This window comes from Photobacterium gaetbulicola, assembly GCF_003025515.1.
GTDB classification, from domain to species: domain Bacteria; phylum Pseudomonadota; class Gammaproteobacteria; order Enterobacterales; family Vibrionaceae; genus Photobacterium; species Photobacterium gaetbulicola.
Genome location: NZ_PYME01000006.1, coordinates 60,394 through 79,233, shown reverse-complemented (window position 1 = coordinate 79,233; position 18,840 = coordinate 60,394). Strand labels below are relative to the sequence as shown.

At 46.4% G+C, this 18,840-nt stretch carries 18 protein-coding genes, 1 pseudogene and 1 riboswitch; of the genes and pseudogenes, 12 read left to right on the top strand and 7 right to left on the bottom strand.

Translation table 11 applies throughout. The features are described 5' to 3' along the window. Positions 1-157: 157 nt before the first annotated feature. Both C9J03_RS06955 and C9J03_RS06950 read right to left on the bottom strand, forming a co-directional pair. Positions 158-1,594, bottom strand: coding sequence for an ArnT family glycosyltransferase (locus C9J03_RS06955; protein WP_044621195.1), 1,437 nt, complete (start codon positions 1,592-1,594; stop codon positions 158-160). After that, positions 1,591-2,610 carry a glycosyltransferase family 2 protein gene (locus C9J03_RS06950; RefSeq protein WP_044621196.1) on the bottom strand — a complete coding sequence of 340 codons (1,020 nt, stop codon included), beginning with the start codon at positions 2,608-2,610 and terminating at the stop codon, positions 1,591-1,593. The genes C9J03_RS06955 and C9J03_RS06950 overlap by 4 nt, the downstream gene beginning before the upstream one ends. Before the next feature lie 168 nt (positions 2,611-2,778). Here C9J03_RS06950 and C9J03_RS06945 point away from each other — a divergent pair, with 168 nt between their 5' ends. Then, positions 2,779-3,459 carry a response regulator transcription factor gene (locus C9J03_RS06945; protein WP_044621197.1) on the top strand — a complete coding sequence of 227 codons (681 nt, stop codon included), beginning with the start codon at positions 2,779-2,781 and terminating at the stop codon, positions 3,457-3,459. Beyond that, the gene (locus C9J03_RS06940; protein ID WP_231580584.1) at positions 3,456-4,757 is read left to right on the top strand and encodes a sensor histidine kinase; all 1,302 of its coding nucleotides are present in this window, start codon (positions 3,456-3,458) and stop codon (positions 4,755-4,757) included. The genes C9J03_RS06945 and C9J03_RS06940 overlap by 4 nt, the downstream gene beginning before the upstream one ends. On the opposite strand, the gene C9J03_RS06935 is transcribed toward C9J03_RS06940, so the two are convergent. Next, a complete protein-coding gene (locus C9J03_RS06935) occupies positions 4,711-5,139 on the bottom strand; it encodes a GtrA family protein (RefSeq protein WP_082060481.1) in 429 nt (142 codons plus the stop codon). The genes C9J03_RS06940 and C9J03_RS06935 overlap by 47 nt on opposite strands. Positions 5,140-5,308: 169 nt before the next feature. Here C9J03_RS06935 and C9J03_RS06930 point away from each other — a divergent pair, with 169 nt between their 5' ends. After that, complete coding sequence (locus C9J03_RS06930) at positions 5,309-6,220, top strand: polyprenyl-phosphate transporter (RefSeq protein WP_044621198.1); 912 nt, start codon at positions 5,309-5,311, stop codon at positions 6,218-6,220. A 63-nt stretch (positions 6,221-6,283) separates the two neighbouring features. Here C9J03_RS06930 and ansB read toward each other — a convergent pair whose 3' ends face one another. Next, positions 6,284-7,345, bottom strand: a complete 1,062-nt coding sequence (gene ansB, locus C9J03_RS06925; RefSeq protein ID WP_044621199.1) for an L-asparaginase 2 — start codon at positions 7,343-7,345, stop codon at positions 6,284-6,286. Positions 7,346-7,663: 318 nt separating this feature from the next. On the opposite strand from ansB, the gene C9J03_RS06920 reads away from it, so the two are divergent. The 3 genes from C9J03_RS06920 to C9J03_RS06910 are packed head-to-tail and all read left to right on the top strand — an operon-like array spanning position 7,664 to position 9,189. Further along, positions 7,664-8,158, top strand: coding sequence for a hypothetical protein (locus C9J03_RS06920; RefSeq protein WP_052829625.1), 495 nt, complete (start codon positions 7,664-7,666; stop codon positions 8,156-8,158). Further along, positions 8,155-8,748: an SCO family protein gene (locus C9J03_RS06915; protein ID WP_044621200.1), complete on the top strand. Its 594-nt coding sequence runs from the start codon at positions 8,155-8,157 to the stop codon at positions 8,746-8,748. Before C9J03_RS06920 ends, C9J03_RS06915 begins: the two co-directional genes overlap by 4 nt. A gap of 48 nt (positions 8,749-8,796) precedes the next feature. Continuing rightward, positions 8,797-9,189 (top strand): Lpp/OprI family alanine-zipper lipoprotein, encoded by a 393-nt coding sequence (locus C9J03_RS06910; protein WP_420812999.1) that lies wholly within the window; start codon positions 8,797-8,799, stop codon positions 9,187-9,189. Positions 9,190-9,229: 40 nt separating this feature from the next. On the opposite strand, the gene C9J03_RS06905 is transcribed toward C9J03_RS06910, so the two are convergent. Then, positions 9,230-9,895 (bottom strand): response regulator transcription factor, encoded by a 666-nt coding sequence (locus C9J03_RS06905; RefSeq protein WP_044621923.1) that lies wholly within the window; start codon positions 9,893-9,895, stop codon positions 9,230-9,232. A gap of 805 nt (positions 9,896-10,700) precedes the next feature. Here C9J03_RS06905 and codB point away from each other — a divergent pair. Both codB and C9J03_RS06895 read left to right on the top strand, forming a co-directional pair. After that, on the top strand, positions 10,701-11,942 hold the full coding sequence (gene codB, locus C9J03_RS06900) for a cytosine permease (protein WP_044621201.1): 1,242 nt from the start codon (positions 10,701-10,703) through the stop codon (positions 11,940-11,942). A gap of 11 nt (positions 11,943-11,953) precedes the next feature. After that, positions 11,954-13,240 (top strand): cytosine deaminase, encoded by a 1,287-nt coding sequence (locus tag C9J03_RS06895; RefSeq protein WP_044621202.1) that lies wholly within the window; start codon positions 11,954-11,956, stop codon positions 13,238-13,240. A gap of 46 nt (positions 13,241-13,286) precedes the next feature. Here C9J03_RS06895 and C9J03_RS06890 read toward each other — a convergent pair whose 3' ends face one another. Both C9J03_RS06890 and C9J03_RS06885 read right to left on the bottom strand, forming a co-directional pair. Then, positions 13,287-14,510: a S1 family serine peptidase gene (locus C9J03_RS06890; protein ID WP_052829626.1), complete on the bottom strand. Its 1,224-nt coding sequence runs from the start codon at positions 14,508-14,510 to the stop codon at positions 13,287-13,289. Between the two features lie 206 nt (positions 14,511-14,716). Beyond that, positions 14,717-15,205 (bottom strand): hypothetical protein, encoded by a 489-nt coding sequence (locus tag C9J03_RS06885; protein ID WP_044621203.1) that lies wholly within the window; start codon positions 15,203-15,205, stop codon positions 14,717-14,719. 255 nt (positions 15,206-15,460) lie between these two features. Between C9J03_RS06885 and C9J03_RS06880 the strand changes: the two genes are divergently transcribed. The 4 genes and pseudogenes from C9J03_RS06880 to C9J03_RS06865 all read left to right on the top strand — a co-directional run. After that, the gene (locus tag C9J03_RS06880) at positions 15,461-16,033 is read left to right on the top strand and encodes a PhnA domain-containing protein (RefSeq protein ID WP_039466551.1); all 573 of its coding nucleotides are present in this window, start codon (positions 15,461-15,463) and stop codon (positions 16,031-16,033) included. A gap of 187 nt (positions 16,034-16,220) precedes the next feature. Further along, positions 16,221-16,317: riboswitch (TPP riboswitch) on the top strand. Positions 16,318-16,379: 62 nt separating this feature from the next. Continuing rightward, positions 16,380-17,207: a bifunctional hydroxymethylpyrimidine kinase/phosphomethylpyrimidine kinase gene (gene thiD, locus C9J03_RS06875; RefSeq protein ID WP_082060482.1), complete on the top strand. Its 828-nt coding sequence runs from the start codon at positions 16,380-16,382 to the stop codon at positions 17,205-17,207. 19 nt (positions 17,208-17,226) lie between these two features. Then, complete coding sequence (locus C9J03_RS06870) at positions 17,227-17,994, top strand: ABC transporter ATP-binding protein (RefSeq protein ID WP_044621205.1); 768 nt, start codon at positions 17,227-17,229, stop codon at positions 17,992-17,994. A gap of 115 nt (positions 17,995-18,109) precedes the next feature. After that, a pseudogene (locus tag C9J03_RS06865) lies at positions 18,110-18,823 on the top strand (ABC transporter permease); the annotation flags it as partial. Positions 18,824-18,840 lie beyond the last annotated feature (17 nt).

Sequence of the window (18,840 nt, the reverse complement as noted above, 5' to 3'; positions counted from 1 at the left end):
CATTTTTATTTCACTGAAGTCATCATTCCATAATTTATATTTGGGCTTTTCTTCACATGTCACAGTTTACAAAACCGCCAGTTACTGACTGCGTAATCTGCGACCCAGACAATTTTTCATCATAAATATCGAACAAAAGACTGCTCAGTAGCGCATACTATCCCGCATTACAGTGCACCAGTTGTCGCTTGTTCGACTCGGCCCGTAATTCACATCGCGATTTATCCCACAAAAAGCCAGGTGGGAGTCGCCCTTTCTCCACCACAAAAAATACATCTTCCGCAGGTTCCGCCAATAAAGTCGGCAAAGGGGCTTGGTTTAGTTTTGCTTTTCCAACAGAGTAGAACTGCGCTGAAAAAGGTCGCTTGTCGATATAAATCAATTCGCTATTTTCTTTTTCTACCTGCTTTACCCACTGAGAAAGCAATACTTTCTCTGATTCTTTCCCGGCTAAGTTATTGGCCAATAATATCGTGGCAACTACTAACAGCCCGGGAGTAATCAAACCGAACTTGAAGACCTTGTCAGAAAGTGGCCTTTGACTATGGTAGCCCGCGACCAATAAGCCAAGAGCAGGCAAACCCGGCATCACGTAACTAGGCAAAATATTACCCGCCATAGTGAAAAGCAGCATTGGGGACAGCATCCAGCACCACAGGTAACCCATATAACCCTCGGAACTTTGAACGACCTCTCCCCCCTCACGGAATAAACGGATGATCTGATAGAGCAAAACTGGCGCCCATGGCAAGGCGGCTAAAAACCAGAATACCCAGATAGTCCCTCTTATTTCGTCATGGGCTGAGCCGTACAAGTCTCCTTCCCACCCACTAACGACGAAACGCTTGATATGTTCACCAACAATAAAATAATTAATGAAACCCGGCGTCTTCCATTCAGCCAGGATGTACCATGGCAAAGAAATAACTAGGAAGACAACTACCCCCCCTTTCCAAGGTAAGCATGAAGGGATACGGCGCCATCTTTGCTCCTGAGCCAGCCACATCACCAAGCTTATCCCCACAAGCACCAGTGTCAGCGGTCCTTTTGCCAGCATCCCGATGGCCAAGCCAACAAAGAACAGATACCCCCATAGTCGACTGGCTTTTTCCCAGGCCAACCAAAAGCTGACCATACTCATGGTCACCGCAAACGTCAGGGCAGTATCGGTCATAACAGCGCCTGATATGACAATAAATGCGGTGGTTGTAGATAAAATAGCGACAGCCAGCCATGCCTCATTCTTTGTCCGTACTTTTGCAGCTAGTAGCCAAGTGATGATCAATATCGCAATTCCAACCGCAAGATGGGGCACCCGAGCCGCGAACTCATTCACTCCCATCAGCTCAAATCCACCAGCACTCAGCCAGGAAAACAACGGAGGCTTTCCCCAGAAAGGCACGTTATAGTCAAACATCGGGGTGATCCAGTTGCCTGTCTCACTCATGATTCGCGCCATTTCACCATAACGGGCTTCCGTGGTATCCATCAGCGGATAAAAGCCCAAGGTCGCTAACCTGACAAGTACCGTTCCAACGGTAAGCAATATGGCATAGTGGGTCAAAGATAGCTTTGCTTGCGAGTACTGAGTCATGCCTGAACTTCCTCTGGAACAACAGAAGGCACGGTCTGTTTCTCTTCCATCACAACAAACAGCGGTCTCTGCTTGGCCTCAATAAATAAGCGGCCTACATATTCCCCCATCAAACCGATGGACAGCAGCTGTACCCCGCCAACCAGCAGAACAACAATCATCATGGATGGATAACCGGCAACGGGATCACCCCAGAGTAAGGTTTTTGCAAGAACAATCATCGCCAAAAGCATGGCGGAAAAGGAAGTAATCAGTCCCGCCCCTGTTGCAATGCGTAATGGCCGGGTACTGAATGAGGTAATCCCCTCAAATGCAAGATGCATCAGCTTACGGTAATTCCATTTTGTTTCACCCGCCAAGCGCGGATCTCGGTCGAATTGAAGCGTTATCCGCTTAAAACCCGGCCAGGCAAATAAACCCTTCATGAACCGAGTTCGTTCTGGAAGTTTATTGATTTCATCAATAACGCGACGGTTAATCAGGCGAAAGTCCCCGACGTTCTCTGGTATAGGAATATCACTGAGTCGGTTAATTAACCGATAAAAAGCCGCAGCGGTAAAACGCTTGAGCCATCCCTCTCCCTGGCGGCTGCCGCGCTGCATATCAACGACATCGTATCCAGCTTGCCACTGGGCCACCATCTCAGGGATCAACTCAGGAGGATCTTGTAAATCGGCATCAATTAACACCGCCGCTTCCCCTGTCGCCGCCTTTAATCCCGCACTCATTGCGGCCTCTTTGCCAAAATTTCGGCTAAGGCGAATTGATTTCACACTGTGGTAAGCGCTACGGAGGTGACTGGCTTTTTTCCAGCTGCTGTCAGTGCTACCGTCATCGACATAAATGATTTCGCAGTGTTTGCCTAATTCATCCAGCGCTTTGCTCACCCTATGGTGGCAACGGCTGATGACCTCCTGCTCGTTGTACATGGGAATGATGACTGTAATGAACGGGGTTTGTTGCCTAAAAAATGACTGCCGCTCCCTGTGCTGGGACAAAACCGTAATGGAAGACATCGCTCACCTCAAAATGGCATAAGAAAACTAGTGAGCACTAGGGTATTAAAAGGCATGTCAGAAAAAGGTCATTGACACTTTTTTCACTCATTGTTGTCCATGATAATGTGTTACGCAGAGGGTCATTCTACTAGGATACCGCTTCTTTCATTTTGTTTAGGTACCTTCATGAAATTACTATTGGTTGAAGATCATCAAGATATTGCTGGCGTCATTTTTGATTTCTTTGAACTAAAAGGCTACACACTTGATTATGCCAGCAATGGCCAACACGGCTTTGAGCTTGGTAGCAGCGATCATTACGACCTTATTATCCTTGATGTTATGTTACATAAGATGGATGGCTTCCAAGTGTGTCAAAAATTACGAGAGCGTGGCATTGATACGCCGATCCTAATGCTAACGGCCCGAGATACCCGCGAAGATACCTTAGAAGGTTTTTCCCATGGGGCAGACGATTATCTGGTTAAACCGTTTGATCTGGATATTTTAGAAGCCCGTATCAAAGCACTTACCCGCCGTCGCATGGGAGAAACGGCATTGGCCCAACTGAGTTTTGGCGAAATGACTCTTGATCTAAGCTCGCATACGGTCGAGCGAGGAAACTGCAGCTTTGCCCTTAACCCAACCCTGTTTACTATCCTCAAGTTGCTAATGATCAAGGCACCTAAGGTCGTGAGCAAGCAGGAATTAATAGCGGCCTTGTGGGGCGACAATGAGCCTGAAGGTAATGTACTGAGAAGCCATATCTACCAATTACGCCACCAAATCGATAAACCCTTCAAGCGTGCATATATCAAAAATGTCCCTAAGGTGGGCTACCAATTGGTTGATGAGGATGAACTGTGAAGCAACAATTGAAAACCGTGAAGAGTGCCAAGCAGCTGACGGTAACCTATTTTTCGATCATCGCTTTTGCCATCATCACCCTGCACTTTTCCCTGCTTGATGCCACTTTGGAAGATTTTGAACAAATTAACGCCAATAACAGGCTACAGCATGCTAAAGCCGTTGCCGAAGAAGTATTGCAGGAGCAGAGCAACATCACACAATTTGCTATCCCCCCTTTTACCCATGCTTACCTGGATCCTAAGCTGCTCCCTCCGCAAGTCCGTTTCCCTGAAAATACCCCATGGGACAAAGCTTTTGAAATCAGGAGTCAAGGCGCTGATGACACCGAATACTTCGCCATGAAGACCCGTATCACCGACAACAAGACCGACAAAACCCTCTATTTGTTATTTTCAGATTACATCTACGAAATAAGCGAAGAGCAGGTCTTCCTCAATCAACTAAAGCAACTTGGCATTTCGATTCTGCTGCTTGTCGTCAGTTTTGTGGTTGTGCTCAAAGCCTCTGCAAGACTGACAAACCCGCTAACCCAGTTGGCCAATGATATTGATTCACGTAACGCCGGTGATTTATCCCCAATCGCCCCTCCATCTGGGATCAATTCCCGCGAGGTCCTGCAACTGGTCGATAGCTTTAACCTCTATGTCAACCAGATAAATGAATTGCTCAATCGTGAACGATCTTTCAACCGCTATGCCAGCCACGAATTACGTACGCCACTGATGGTCATGAAAGGTGCAACATCACTGTTGGGGCAATCGGATGATCCTGCATTCATTGCTAAACAACAAAAGCGCCTCGAGCAAGCCACTTCTGAAATGAACGATTTCGTTACCACCTTGCTGTCACTGACACGAGAAGAGGATATGGATAACATTTCCAGCCGTCAGCTTGACAGGAAAGAGCTCGAGGAAATAGCCAGTGCTCATACCTCATTACTCTCGGGAAAGCATGTTGACTGGTATGTCGAAGCCCCTCAGCCAATAGAAATCAAAATGCCTGAGAATGCATTTAAGATCTTACTGGGTAACCTTATTAAAAATGCCTTCGCCTTCACGGAACAAGGCCATGTCATCATTAGGATGACTCCATCGGCAATTATGGTCGAAGACACTGGCACCGGGTTGAAAAGCAACGAAACAGGCCATAAAGGGTATGGCTTGGGATTATTAATTGCCGCGGATATCTGCCGGAAATATCACTGGCATCTTCACCACAAGACCAATCAGTATCAAGGTTGCACAGCGACTATCTCATTACAGGCAAACGAAAAACCCAACGGTCTGACAGAATAAAATTAACCCCCATACCAAGCAGTATCCCGGGTACCATCGCCAAGTAAGGCCACCACATAGCACTATCTATAGGTATCAATGAAGTGGTGGCCTGCTCAAGACCAGTGTTCATCAACAACCAGTAGCAACCCCAGTTAGGTAAAAAACCGACACAAGATGCACTCAAGAACTGCAACCATTGCTGAACAGAAGGGCGACTCAGCGCTTGGTCAAATGTGAAGTGCCGATTGAACCACCAGTTTGAACTCGCTGCAATCCAAAAGGCAATCGCCCTTGCCAACTCAACCGCTACAAACCTCGATAACGTGTATGTGGCAATCACATCAACCAGGAAACCACCTGCACCAACCACGGCAAACTTTAAAAAGCGTTTATTTTTCAAAGAACTCAAATCATCTAGCCCAATGACGTCATTAATCGGTTGAGGATAGCAACCGTAAAGTCAAAAAAGTGTCCAAATTCATTTTGCGCTGGCAGGAAAAGACTTTTTTTTCACTCATTGTAGGTATAATAGCGCCAGTTTATTTCTCATCGGTAACAAACGGAAAAGTATGAGCAAAGTGTTTACTTTCCTAAAAGGGATGGCAATGGGAGCGGCTGATGTCGTACCCGGCGTCTCTGGCGGAACCATCGCATTTATTACAGGCATTTACGACACACTTCTTGAAAGCATTCGCCGTGTAAACCCAAGCTTGATCGGCATTTGGCGTAAAGAGGGGTTCAAAGCTGCCTTTGAGCATATTAACGGCACCTTCCTGATCTTGTTGCTGTCGGGGATCCTGACCAGCATCTTTACCCTGGCCCGTTTTATAACTTGGATGCTCCACACCCATCCGATACCTCTATGGTCATTCTTCTTTGGGCTGATCATTATTTCGGTGATCCATATGTTCAAGCAGATCAGCAAGTGGGGCTTAACGCGCCTGCTCTCGGTTACCGCCGGAGCGGCTTTTGCCTATGGTATTACCGTTTTGCACCCACTAACATTGGAGCCGACCTACTTCAACATCCTACTGGCCGGTTCTATCGCCATTTGTGCCATGATTTTACCGGGGATATCAGGTAGCTTTATCCTGCTACTACTTGGTATGTACGCACCCATTCTTGGTGCGGCAAAATCACTGGATATTGTTACATTGGGCTTGTTTGCCTGTGGCTGTGCCATTGGTCTTCTGACTTTCTCCCATGTTCTATCGTGGGTATTGCGGAACTACCGTGATATCGCGCTGACTTTCCTTACTGGTTTGATGATTGGTACCTTGAGCAAAATTTGGCCATGGAAAGAGACATTAACTTGGCGCACCAATTCCAGCGGTGAACAAATTCCTCTACTTGAACAAAACCTATCGCCTTTCAGCTTTGAGCATGTGACAGGACAACCAGCCCTGCTTGGCTATGCCATCGTTGCAATGCTGCTGGGAATCGGCTTAGTCTGGGGACTGGAAAAAGTCGCAGACAAATAGCGACAGAAAAGCCGCCAAAATGGCGGCTTTTTATCATTTTTATCTTATCTCGAAAGAGGTTGCTTAGTAGTACTGGAACATCTTCTGAACGTCTTGGTAGTTCTGAGTTTGCGTCAGAGAAAGCATTAGTAGAATACGGGCTTTCTGCGGATTCAGAGACCCCGCAGCCACAAATCCATATTTGTCATCGTCAACCTCTGCATCCAAGGTTGTTGAACCAGAAGGCGTACGTGAACTGCGTACTACCATAGTGCCGTCTTTACTTGCTTTAGCCAGCTCATCAAAAATGGTGTGGTACATATTACCGTTACCTACCCCAGCACTGACGATACCGTCATAGTTTGCTTCCATCATGGCTTTCACTGGCAGTGCCGATGCATTGGCGTAGTTATAGACAATGCCGACTTTCGGTAGGCTATCGACTTTTGAAATATCAAAGACGGTTTCTGTTGTGTGCTTGCGCTCTGGGCTGCGCTGATACTTCACGTCACCATTATGAATGTAACCCAATGCACCTGTATTTGGTGATTGGAATGTGTTGACTGATGTGGTATTGGTCTTGGTTACATCGCGAGCATCGAACACTGTATCATTCATTGCAACTAATACGCCGCGGCCAGCCGATTCAGTATCCGTAGCCGTTACCACAGCGTTGTACAAGTTCACCGGCCCATCAGCACTCATCGCCGTAGACGGACGCATTGCTCCTACAAGCACCACAGGCTTTTCACTTTTTACTGTCAGATCTAGGAAGTAGGCCGTCTCTTCCATAGTGTCAGTACCGTGGGTAATGACAACACCGTCAACATCATCTTTTGCTAGAAGCTCGTTAACGCGTTTTGCCAGTGTCAGCCACACTTCATCATTCATGTCTTGTGAACCGATGCTGACAACTTGCTCACCAGAGATGTCTGCTAACTTAGTCATCTCAGGGACTGCATCAATCAGCGCATCGACCCCAACCTTACCTGATGTGTAGTTTGACTCGGTGCTAGATTGGCCTGCCCCCGCAATGGTACCGCCCGTTGCCAATATCTTGATATTAGGCAAATCGCCAGCAAAGCTCATTGAGCTCAAACACATACCAGCTAAGAACATACCTACTGAAACAGCATTCTTCTTCATTTTCATTACCTTGTAGTTTTTTATTTCATCATAAACTTTATGAGTAAGATACTATTCCAAATAGATAATACTTTTGTGGTATACATCACCTTTTATAATATTAAAAAAGTGATCCCAATTACACATTGCGCGACTAAGCTCAATCCATTAACTGATTTTCTAAACCTTACAAACAGTTGCCAACATACCATCACATGATTAACACCAACACCAGCCAAAGGCGAACCCATCCATCACCCTCCTCACAAAATTCAACATCTGTTCGAAATCATTAACCAAGCCAGTGATATAATTCACAAATACTTGTAATAGAGGCAGATGATACAGCCAGTGGTACGAACAAAACGTTATAGATATGTTTTCTTTGCCCTAGCGGCTTTTTCAAGCAGCTATGGCTTCTTTCATTATGTGGCTCCTGCTCTTTCTGCTTCTTGGATGAATTTTTCAACAGGCCAAAAAGCTGCCATGTCAGCACAATACTGTTCATTGGGTAAAGAGGGCTGTGAAATAGCAGGTCGGCACATTAAACTGGACCGAAATATCATCAAGCCTATGGAGCCCGCTAAAGTCCAGGTGAGTTGGCCCTCCTTACCTTCAAGCACTAAGGCACTCGAACTGACGTTGGAAGGAAGTGAAATGATGATGGGGACTTATCGCCTGTCTTTGCACCGTCAATCAGATACTGATGAGTTTTCAGGAGAGTTGATGCTACCATTTTGTGTATCAGAGGAAATGACCTGGGTTGGTCAAATTACTCCAGCGACGAGTAATTCACAGCAAGCAGTTTATATATCTGTAAGGATGATGAAGTGAAATATCAATGGATAATACTCGCACTAGCCCTGACAGCCGGGCTTATCACCAGCATTGTTGTTGATCGACAAGCACCTGCACCTCAAACTGGTGCCCCTATCAACTTGCTCAAGAGCGGAAATGAAAGTGTTGACTTGTATGACCCTGATGACCAGCGTATTCGGGTAATTTATTTCGGTTATACCCACTGCCCCGATGTTTGCCCGACCTCCTTGGCCGTTCTGTCAGCGGCCCTCAAGCAAATTGACGATCAGCAAATTGATAAGCTGTGGCCAATTTTTATTACCTTGGATCCTGAACGCGACACACCTGAGAAAAGTGCCCAATATGCACAGTACTTCCATAAAAAAATTATAGGTATGACAGGAAGTGCCGATCAGACAAAAGCGTTGGCAGAAAAATATGGCGTATTATACATGCGTACGGAGCTGGAAGGGTCAGCATTAGAATATGCGGTTGATCACAGCTCATACTTTTATTTTCTTCGCGCTGATGGCACATTGGTTGAAAAAGTACAACATACCTTGAACCCGAATATTCTGGTCGACGCCATCAACCGCGTTCTCGCCGAGGAACACGTCCCGGTGTAATTTCCCAATACCGCATAAATAAACCCGCTCAGGCGGGTTTTCTCATCTTTGAGAGAAAAAAAGCAGCCTCTTTCTTCACTTTCAGCAGCAATTTGCGCAACTTCTGCCATAATGAACTTGCCGACTGAAACTTTTAACAATCAGTCTGTAGTGGCAAACAAAGGAGAAGAAAGAAAAATGAACCGTTCATTATCTATCCTTACCGGTATTATTCTGAGTGCAACACTTATTGGTTGTTCTAGCTCAGATGAAGTTGACCAAATGCAGCAACTAACCAATAAAGTTGATATGCTCTCTGATCAGGTAGGCGCACTACAAAGCCAGCAAGATCAAATGGCTGGTGCAGTTAACGATGCTCGTGCAGCATCAGATGCTGCGTACCAAGAAGCAATGCGAGCTAACCAGCGTATTGACAATATTGCTAGTTCCTATAGTAAATAAAGCTGAAGAGTGGCGCTTCTTGCGCCACTCTTTTATTTATTCAAGTCCCAATCACTTCCAAGAAACTATACCCTTTGCCTCTTACTGTTTTTATATGTTGCTTTGGCAACCCTGATTGAACTATTTTGCGACGAATGTTGCTTATATGCATGTCAAGATTGCGGTCAAATGGACTCAATTCTTTCTTAAGTACGGCTTTTTGTAATTCAGCCTTAGAAACAACAATACCGTTATGGCGAACAAGATACTCCAACAAATCACTTTCTGTATCAGTTAAAGGTATTCGCCTTAGTTGCTCAGTAATCTCAACTTCTGCGGTGCAATTACTGCTTCTCTGCTTTTCTAATCCAACCCGACGCATTGTGGCTTTAATTCTAGCCAGCAATTCAGGTACTTTAAATGGCTTCGCCATATAATGATCAGCACCAGCTTGTAGGCCATCCAGTAATGATGCTTCGTCACCTAATGCCGTTAACATAATTATTGGTGTCGCAAAACGCTGGCATATCCTGCGCGCGAGTTGCATGCCATCAATATATGGAAGCATAACATCGAGAAGAACGAGATCAACCGGCAGCTGCTCTAAATAAGCCAGGCCAGTTTTACCACAATGAGCACAGTGGACTTCATACCCTTCGTCTTCAAGAACTTCCTGAAGCAGTTCACAAAGAACAATATCATCATCTACAACGAGAATTTTAGACACAAAAATCCACACTAATCAAAATCATTATCATTCAATCAGCATTATCATGCCTATATGCAACTCAATCAAGAAGATTGTGGCGCTCGCAACAAATTCGTGCAGACATACTGTTCATCCGTTTGGTAATTAGTAGTGAAAAGCAAAATTGAGCCACATCAAAAACCTTTATTTTTCATTAAGTTTTTATATTATTTTCATGAAACTGAGGCTTGACTTTACTGAAGCCAGCATGGCTATTAGCCCCCAACCATTTCCCACAGAGTTACTCACAAGTTTTGTGGATAATAAAGTTATCCACAGCCTAGTTCTTAATATTCCCCCCACGCCACCACCTTAAGTTCCCTCCCCTGAAACCGGCTCAAAACCACAAAACAAACCACCAAAAACAACCACTACGACACAAAATCACCATATATCAGCCATTTTTCCAACCAAAAGCATAGAAAAAGGAGTATTCATCTTTAGCCCCGGACCAGAAAGAGCAAAATACTCGAAAAGAAATCGTTTTCATATCACCACCTTTAAACATAATCGACATAATCACGAAGCAGGATATAGATTCCTTATTTTTATACACATATGGCAATTTAAAACTCAAACAATCACCATAAAAACGTTTTCTTTTTTTTACAGACAACCATACCAATAATTCTAAGCAGCTGAATTACAATAATATTATTTGCAACTAAACAATAAAAACAAAAATACCAACAAAACCCATTTGACAGCAGTTTTTTATTCACTAAAATACGCGCCGTTTAGCTATAAATCAGTACAATTATTTTAAGACGTTTGAGGTGTTTCAATGGCAGGCGACAACAACTACAGTCTTGGCCCTGTGCCAAAATCGGCACGTAAAGGGGTGGTTTCACTTACCATGGTAATGCTGGGTTTAACCTTCTTTTCAGCAAGTATGTGGACAGGAGGAACCCTAGGAACCGGACTCTCCTTTGATGACTTCTTCCTCGCTGTTCTTATTGGTAACCTCATCCTCGGTATCTACACTTCTTTCCTCGGCTACATCGGCGCCTCCTCTGGCCTCTCTACTCATCTTCTTGCTCGATTCTCTTTTGGTTCTAAAGGCTCATGGCTCCCATCTTTGCTGCTTGGCGGTACACAGGTCGGTTGGTTTGGCGTTGGTGTCGCCATGTTCGCGATCCCGGTTCAAAAAGCCACAGGCATTGATACCAATATCCTGATTTTAGTTTCTGGCTTGCTGATGACGGCCACGGTATATTTTGGGATCTCCGCTTTGATGGTTTTATCCGCGATAGCAGTGCCTGCCATCGCTTTGCTGGGCGGATACTCGGTTCTTGAGGCGATAGGCAGTACAGGGGGAGTCGACGGACTCAAGGCCATTACTCCTGAAAACCCAATCGAATTCTCAACGGCCCTTGCACTCGTTGTCGGCTCATTCGTTTCGGCAGGTACATTAACAGCCGACTTTGTCCGCTTCGGCAAAAAACCTATGGGTGCCGTCATGGTCACCATGATTGCCTTCTTTATCGGTAACTCGCTAATGTTCATCTTTGGCGCTGCGGGTGCCGCGGCTACCGGTCAGTCTGATATTTCTGAAGTGATGATTGCGCAAGGGTTGCTGATTCCAGCAATTATAGTGCTTGGCCTGAATATTTGGACCACCAACGACAATGCCCTTTACGCTTCTGGCCTAGGCTTCTCGAACGTGACGGGGTTGCCAAGCAAGTATCTTTCGATGGCAAACGGTTTAATCGGTACACTATGTGCGCTATGGCTGTACAATAACTTCGTAGGCTGGTTAACCTTCTTATCGGCGGCAATTCCTCCAATTGGCGGCATTATCATTGCAGATTTCTTGAAAAACCGTCATCGTTACAAAGATTTCGCAAATGCCGAATTCAAAACAGTTAACTGGGCCGCAATTATTGGTGTTGCGGTTGGTGTTGCTGCCGGTCACTTCTTGCCTGGCGTCGTACCAATCAATGCGGTACTAGGTGGCGCTATCAGTTACCTTATTCTTAACCCGGTGCTAAATCGCGAACCCACAGCCTGTGCAAGTAACGCGTAAGGACAACTAAGATGCAAACCTCAAATATGCTAATAAAAAACGTCACTATCAAAGGCAAGGATGGCCTGCATCAGATTCTGATTAATGAAGGTAAATTCCACTCAATCAAGCCAATTGAGGAGCAAATTGACTTTTCAGGCACTGTTATTGATGGTGAAGGCGGTATGGCGGTACCACCTTTCTGTGAACCTCATATTCACCTTGACACCACTCAAACTGCCGGGGAGCCTAACTGGAATATTTCAGGTACTCTGTTCGAAGGAATTGAGCGCTGGGCCGAGCGTAAGTCGATGCTCTCCATCGCAGATGTGAAGGCGCGTGCCAAACAGACCCTGAAATGGCAAATCGCCAATGGTGTTCAGCATGTCCGTACCCATGTCGATGTATCAGACCCAACTCTAATCGCCCTAAAAGCGATGCTGGAAGTTCGAGAAGAGATGAAAGAATGGGTAGATATCCAAATCGTGGCATTTCCACAAGAAGGTATCCTATCCTACCCCAACGGCAAAGAACTTCTGGAAGAGGCAGTCAAACTGGGGGCCGATGTCATTGGCGCAATACCACACTTCGAATTTACCCGTGAGTACGGTGTAGAGTCGCTTCATTATGTATTCGAGCTGGCGCGCAAATATGATCGCCTCATCGACGTTCACTGTGATGAAATCGATGATGAGCAATCACGCTTCGTGGAAACCCTAGCGGCACTTGCCCATAAATTTGAAATGGGTGACAAAGTCACTGCTAGCCACACGACGGCGATGCACTCATACAACGGTGCTTATGCCTCACGCCTGTTCCGTCTGCTGAAGATGTCGGGGATCAGCTTCGTAGCTAACCCATTGGTGAACATCCACCTACAGGGCCGTTTTGATGACTATCCAAAGCGGCGCGGTGTCACCCGTGTAAAAGAGATGCTGGCATCTGAAATCAACGTCTGTTTTGGGCATGATGATGTGTTTGATCCATGGTACCCACTTGGTACAGCCAATATGATGCAAGTTCTGCACATGGGGCTGCATGTATGCCAAGTAATGGGCTACGATCAGATCAATCAATCTCTGGATCTGATTAGCACAAATTCTGCTCACACTCTGAACATCCAAAACCGTTACGGTATCGAACTGGGTAAGCCGGGTAATCTGCTTATCCTTCCAGCTGAAAGTGGTTTTGATGCAGTACGACGTCAAGTCCCTGTCCGCTACTCAGTACGTGGCGGCAAGGTGATTGCAGAAACCCAACCAGCCGTCACACATATCCAGTTAGCAGAAGGGAAAGAGCCAGTAACATTCTGCCGCTAACGAAATCAGCCACCCTTTGGGGTGGCTGATTCATTTGGACTAAATCTCAATCATACCGCTTTTTGCAACAAAGCAATATCAACAGACAGACAAGACTGAAAATATTCACTGCTCCCCCACCATCAGCGATGAGCGCGCAATTATTCGGGCTGATGCCTGACACGTTAGGATTACAGTCTTCGTCCGTTTTTCCATCACCAGACTCACCACCACTTCCTCCCTCCCCCTCATTATTGCCTCCTTCGATAAAGTCGGGATTCGTCACTGGCGCCTCAGGAATCGTACCCACATTTTTCTCAATCCATTCGTAGTAATTCCCGACTCGAGCGTAAAATCCAGGTCGAAGATACGCACCGCAAACTGGGGTGCCGACAGGCCCGCCACTTACGATGCCAAGTTGAACCCAATCGCCGTCAGAGTTCTTTGCCACCAAGGGGCCGCCACTATCGCCTTTACAGGAGTCAGGGCCATAGTTTAGGGGGGCACCAGTATGGTCGAACAAGACATCAGGTGGCAAAGCACATACTTTGGTTAAGTTTGTTGGGCTATCAATAACGTAATGTGCATCATTTCCTCTTTCCAGCAAATTAAAGCAGTCAGCTATAGGCAGATAAGATAAATTAGCCTTCATCAATGTATCAGATATACCTGTCCCATCACTCTTTGTTGACCCCCAGCCAGAGACCATTACATTTTCTGGTCGACTTGCCTCATTCCACTCGCCACTTAATTTAGACTCTAATCCTTGGGCAACTTGACTATTTGCTAGTTTAATCGAGCTGACCCTGGGAAATGGAAAAGAGCGATTTACCCGAAGTAATGCAACATCATTATCCAGCGCTAACTGAGTGACTTCTTTTATTTCTTTTCCGTCATCATCCACGGTAATACTGATTACAGCATAGGGCGAATAATCAGGATGTACGACTACATGACTAACCTGATATAAGTCTGAAGGATCAGTCACTTCACTCCCTAAAGTGCCGACCATCACCGCTAAATTATTCGGCGGCACCGTATATTCATTGCCGATATCTCCCTGTACAACACAGTGGGCAGCTGTTAGCACCCACCTCTCATTGACTATACTCCCACCACAAAAATGTGAAGTATCCGCTGTCGTATTTCTTAGAGATGCCATCCATCTCAAATCATCACCCGGCCTGACCGGTGTACCACCCACAACATAACTTTCAATATCTGCACCGTGTCCTATTGCTGAAATACTCATCAATAAACCGACAAGGCCGCCACCCCATATCCCTTTCATTATTTTTCACCCATTTAATCCCGTAGGTATCTGTTTAAAATAACAAACTGAATTAATACGTAGTCAGGGGGACGAATGAATTGCGAGGCGGCTAATAAAATATAACGACAAGAATGAAAGAGCAGCATTGTTTTTATTACACAGCCACAAAAAAGCAAAGCGAGCCTGAGGTTAGCTCACTTTGCTTGTTAAGAACTAGCTGGAAACTATAAGCCTATGCTTGCACAACTAACTCGTTCAATATCAAAATTGGCGTAGGTCTCACCTAAAAAGTCAGCTGCCAGTTTGGGGTAGAAACCATTATCGTACGCGCGCCTGACTTCATCCATATCAATGGTATAGAGTTTGATGCCGAGCTTTGTCACTTCATCCGGTACGCAAACTGTATTGCTCCCCGCGCCAAAGCAAACATCTCCTCTTGTATCTATAACACCACAGTCAGTATCATCTATATCTATGCCTAATGTTCCCAACTTGTTATCCAAATCGGCTTCCGAGCCAGCGGGAAACTCATCGGGTAAAGTGATCGGGTACGTATTTTCGATGCTTTCAATACTGGTATACCCTTGCGCTCCCGCAATTTCAGCCCCGGTGACGGCAAATACTTCAGCATTGCCCGAAAGCGTATTAACCACATCCTCATCATCACATCCAATAAGTGCTAAAGCTGAAAATAAAAACAGTGCCTTTTTCATAACTTTTCCTATTGTTCTATCTATAACTGCTTGGATAGGCTCTTAGAGCTTAGTCTCATTTCAACATTACACCCTACAATTTTGTTGCATTATTTTTACTTAACTTTTTAATTCGGCTGTTTTTTGTCCGTAAATAGATGAGAGTATTGTGATCTTGATCTTCATTCCTTTTCTTCTCAAAATTAAATGGCATAATAAACCGAACAATTACCCGTATGGGTAAGGAACACCATTACACTTCCTTGGAATATTCCTATGAGCATTGAATCTATCGTTAAAGAGCGCGCTGGCGCTAAGTGTGAACTATGTGGTTCAGAAGACAGTCTGAGCGTTTACGAAGTACCTGCTTCTCCTGACCAAACCGCAGGTAGCTGTGTGATGGTATGCGGTACTTGCCGTACAGAAATCGAAGACGCAGAAACACTGGATCAGAACCACTGGCGTTGCCTAAACGACAGCATGTGGAGCCAGGAGCCAGCGGTTCAGGTTATGGCTTACCGCCTACTTAAACGTCTATCTTCTGAAACCTGGGCACAAGACCTGCTAGATATGATGTACATGGAAGAAGACATGATCGAGTGGGCAGAGAAAGGTATCGCCCTTGCTGAGCTAGATGCAATTAAAACCGTTGATGTAAACGGTACACCACTTGAGGCTGGTGACAACGTAACCATCATCAAGGATCTACCAGTTAAAGGCTCAAACCTTGTGATCAAACAAGGTACAGCTGTACGTGGAATCCGCCTGACAGATAACCCACTGCATATTACAGGCAAAGCTGCAGGCACCAACATGGTTATCATCGCAGCATACTGCAAAAAAATGTAATTGAATGGGCAGCCATCTCATGGCTGCCTGTCTCCCCTCCTGTTTTTCTCCTTTCCCCCTCATTTTATTCCTAACATGTTTGCTCTGCGGTAAAAAACATGTTTAGATTACTCGCATCTTCAGGCAGATATGCCAGAAAAAACTTTTTTAAGGTCAATATCTGTTTTTGACCGAATAAACAAAATTTATCCGTTAGTCGGGGAGCCAAGCGCTGAGACCACGTAGTGGGACCCGTTGAACCTGATCCATTTAATAATGGCGTAGGGAACTAGCTAGACTGCTCTATTTCGCCCCTTATATAGGGTCGATGGCAACGGCTACCTTGCGTCTAAAATTAGAGGTAGTTATGCCAATATCATCAAACACTCCTATTACCCTTACCATTGCTGGCTCTGACAGTGGCGGCGGAGCTGGTATCCAGGCCGATATCAAAGCAATCTCAGCGACAGGTGGCTATGCCTGCTCGGTAATCACCGCCCTAACCGCACAGAACACTCAAGGTGTCTCCGGTATCCAGGCCATTGACCCGGCCTTTGTAGAGCAACAACTGGATGCTGTCTTTACCGATCTCGATGTTAAAGCGGTAAAAATTGGCATGTTAAGTGATGCGAATATTATTCGTATGGTCGCTAGCAAGCTGCGCCAATACCAACCGAGATTTTTGGTAGTAGACCCGGTTATGGTGGCAACAAGCGGCGACTTGCTGCTTGAACAGGATGCCATCTCAACGCTAAAAGACGAGCTGCTTCCGCTTGCCGATGTGATCACCCCAAACCTGCCTGAGGCTGCTGCGCTGATTAGCAGCCGCCTGCCAGAGAACGAGCAGCAAATGGCTGACATGATCTCTGCTTTACGAGCAATCGGGTCCCGTTCGATTCTGCTAAAAGGGGGCCACTTGGAAAATGACACCTCCAGTACTGATTTGCTGATCCTCGAAAATGATGTCGTGCGTATGAGCACGCCGCGAATCGCAACCCGCAATACGCACGGTACCGGGTGCACCCTGTCAGCTGCTACGGCTTCTTTCCTTGCTCAGGCGTATCCGCTAGAAGAAGCCGTTAAGCATGCCAAAACCTACATAACCAAAGCAATCGAAAATGCAGATGCTCTCCAGATTGGCGCTGGTCACGGCCCGGTAAACCATTTCTTTGCTGGCCATTTTAAGCCCGAGTAAACATGGAAGCGTTACACCGATGAACAAGACTTTTACGGCTCATACCAAGGGAATGACAGTCTGTATCGAGCAATTAACACTTAGGTACAATGATGCCCATTCTCCTCTGTTCAACCAGTTAGATATTAAGCTTCCGGCTGGGCAATGGACTTGCCTGCTCGGTAAAAGTGGTTGTGGGAAGACTACTCTGCTTCGCCACCTGGCAGGGCTTCTCGAGGACAACGTTGCCTGGAGCGGTTCGATAACCACCAGCAATGATTGGCCGTTGGCTGGCAATCTTGCCTATATGGCACAACAAGATCTGCTGTTGCCATGGCTCAATGTCCTTGGCAATGTCTGCTTGAGTACCCGCTTCGGCGCTAGTCAAGACGCCAATATACCGAAAGCCATGGCATTGCTCGATGCGGTGGGGTTGGCTGACAAAGCCGAGGTCATGCCTAACCAGCTCTCAGGGGGGATGCGCCAACGTGTCGCTCTGGCCCGTACCTTGATGCAAGACAAACCCGTAGTATTGATGGATGAGCCCTTTTCAGCACTCGATGCCGTAACCCGCCATAAACTACAGTCACTGTCTGCACGCCTGCTTGCTGGAAAAACCGTCTTGTTGATAACCCATGATCCGCAAGAGGCACTTCGTCTTGGGCACCATATCTACATGATGGCAGGCTCACCAGCCTCAATGAGTGCCTTGCCGATCCCGTCTGGTCCCCCACCAAGGCAATTTGACGGCGAACTTGCTGCCCACCAGCAAGGAATTATCAACCAGCTGGAGAATGACTATGCCTGAACCTGTCCTATCGTCAAAGCTACCAAACCCCATGCTAGAGCAGCAGGCCGTTAGTCAGGCGTTTCGCAAGGGAAACAGTACCGTCTTGTCATGGCCAATTACCCGCTTTGTCACCAGCATGGCGATCATCTTGGGGTTGTGGCAGGCCTGCGTGGTACTGTTCGGCTTGCCCCCCTTTATCTTGCCTGGCCCCGTCGCCGTGCTGTCCAAGCTGGTCGAACGCGCGGATGTACTCTGGCATCATACCATTGTCACAGGAACAGAAGTCGTATTCGGCCTTCTTCTGGGCTTGGCTATGGGGCTATTTTTCGCTCTGCAAATGCTGCTATTCGAGCCTTTGCGCCGTTGGCTCCTGCCAGTATTGATCACCAGCCAGGCCATACCGGTATTCGCTATTGCGCCCATTCTCATGCTGTGGCTTGGATACGGCATGGCATCAAAAATTGTCATGGCAGCTTTGATCATCTTTTTCCCGGTCACCACCTGCTGCTATGACGGACTTCGCCATACCCCCAAAGGCTACCTGGACTTGGCAATGACCATGGGGGCGACCCGCTGGCAACAGCTATGGCAAATCCGTCTTCCCGCAGCCCTGCCTGCTTTAGCTTCAGGGGTACGGGTTGCGGTTGTCGTTGCCCCCATTGGTGCAGTCATCGGCGAATGGGTAGGCTCAAGTGAAGGACTGGGCTACCTCATGCTCCAAGCCAATGCACGGATGTTTGTCGATGAGATGTTTGCCGCATTGTTTATCTTGGCCTTTTTCTCCATCAGCCTGTACTTCATCACCGACTTTTTATTAAAGAAAGCCATTCCATGGCAGAGCCAATAGTTAATTAACGGAATGTT

Coding starts and splice junctions, on each gene's coding strand:
- C9J03_RS06920 (WP_052829625.1), top strand. CDS start 7,664: ATGATACAGCCAGTGGTACGAACAAAACGTTATAGATATGTTTTCTTT.
- C9J03_RS06880 (WP_039466551.1), top strand. CDS start 15,461: ATGAGCATTGAATCTATCGTTAAAGAGCGCGCTGGCGCTAAGTGTGAA.
- thiD (WP_082060482.1), top strand. CDS start 16,380: ATGCCAATATCATCAAACACTCCTATTACCCTTACCATTGCTGGCTCT.
- C9J03_RS06890 (WP_052829626.1), bottom strand. CDS start 14,510: ATGAAAGGGATATGGGGTGGCGGCCTTGTCGGTTTATTGATGAGTATT.
- ansB (WP_044621199.1), bottom strand. CDS start 7,345: ATGAAGAAGAATGCTGTTTCAGTAGGTATGTTCTTAGCTGGTATGTGT.
- C9J03_RS06870 (WP_044621205.1), top strand. CDS start 17,227: ATGAACAAGACTTTTACGGCTCATACCAAGGGAATGACAGTCTGTATC.
- C9J03_RS06930 (WP_044621198.1), top strand. CDS start 5,309: ATGAGCAAAGTGTTTACTTTCCTAAAAGGGATGGCAATGGGAGCGGCT.
- C9J03_RS06955 (WP_044621195.1), bottom strand. CDS start 1,594: ATGACTCAGTACTCGCAAGCAAAGCTATCTTTGACCCACTATGCCATA.
- codB (WP_044621201.1), top strand. CDS start 10,701: ATGGCAGGCGACAACAACTACAGTCTTGGCCCTGTGCCAAAATCGGCA.
- C9J03_RS06950 (WP_044621196.1), bottom strand. CDS start 2,610: ATGTCTTCCATTACGGTTTTGTCCCAGCACAGGGAGCGGCAGTCATTT.
- C9J03_RS06895 (WP_044621202.1), top strand. CDS start 11,954: ATGCAAACCTCAAATATGCTAATAAAAAACGTCACTATCAAAGGCAAG.
- C9J03_RS06885 (WP_044621203.1), bottom strand. CDS start 15,205: ATGAAAAAGGCACTGTTTTTATTTTCAGCTTTAGCACTTATTGGATGT.
- C9J03_RS06945 (WP_044621197.1), top strand. CDS start 2,779: ATGAAATTACTATTGGTTGAAGATCATCAAGATATTGCTGGCGTCATT.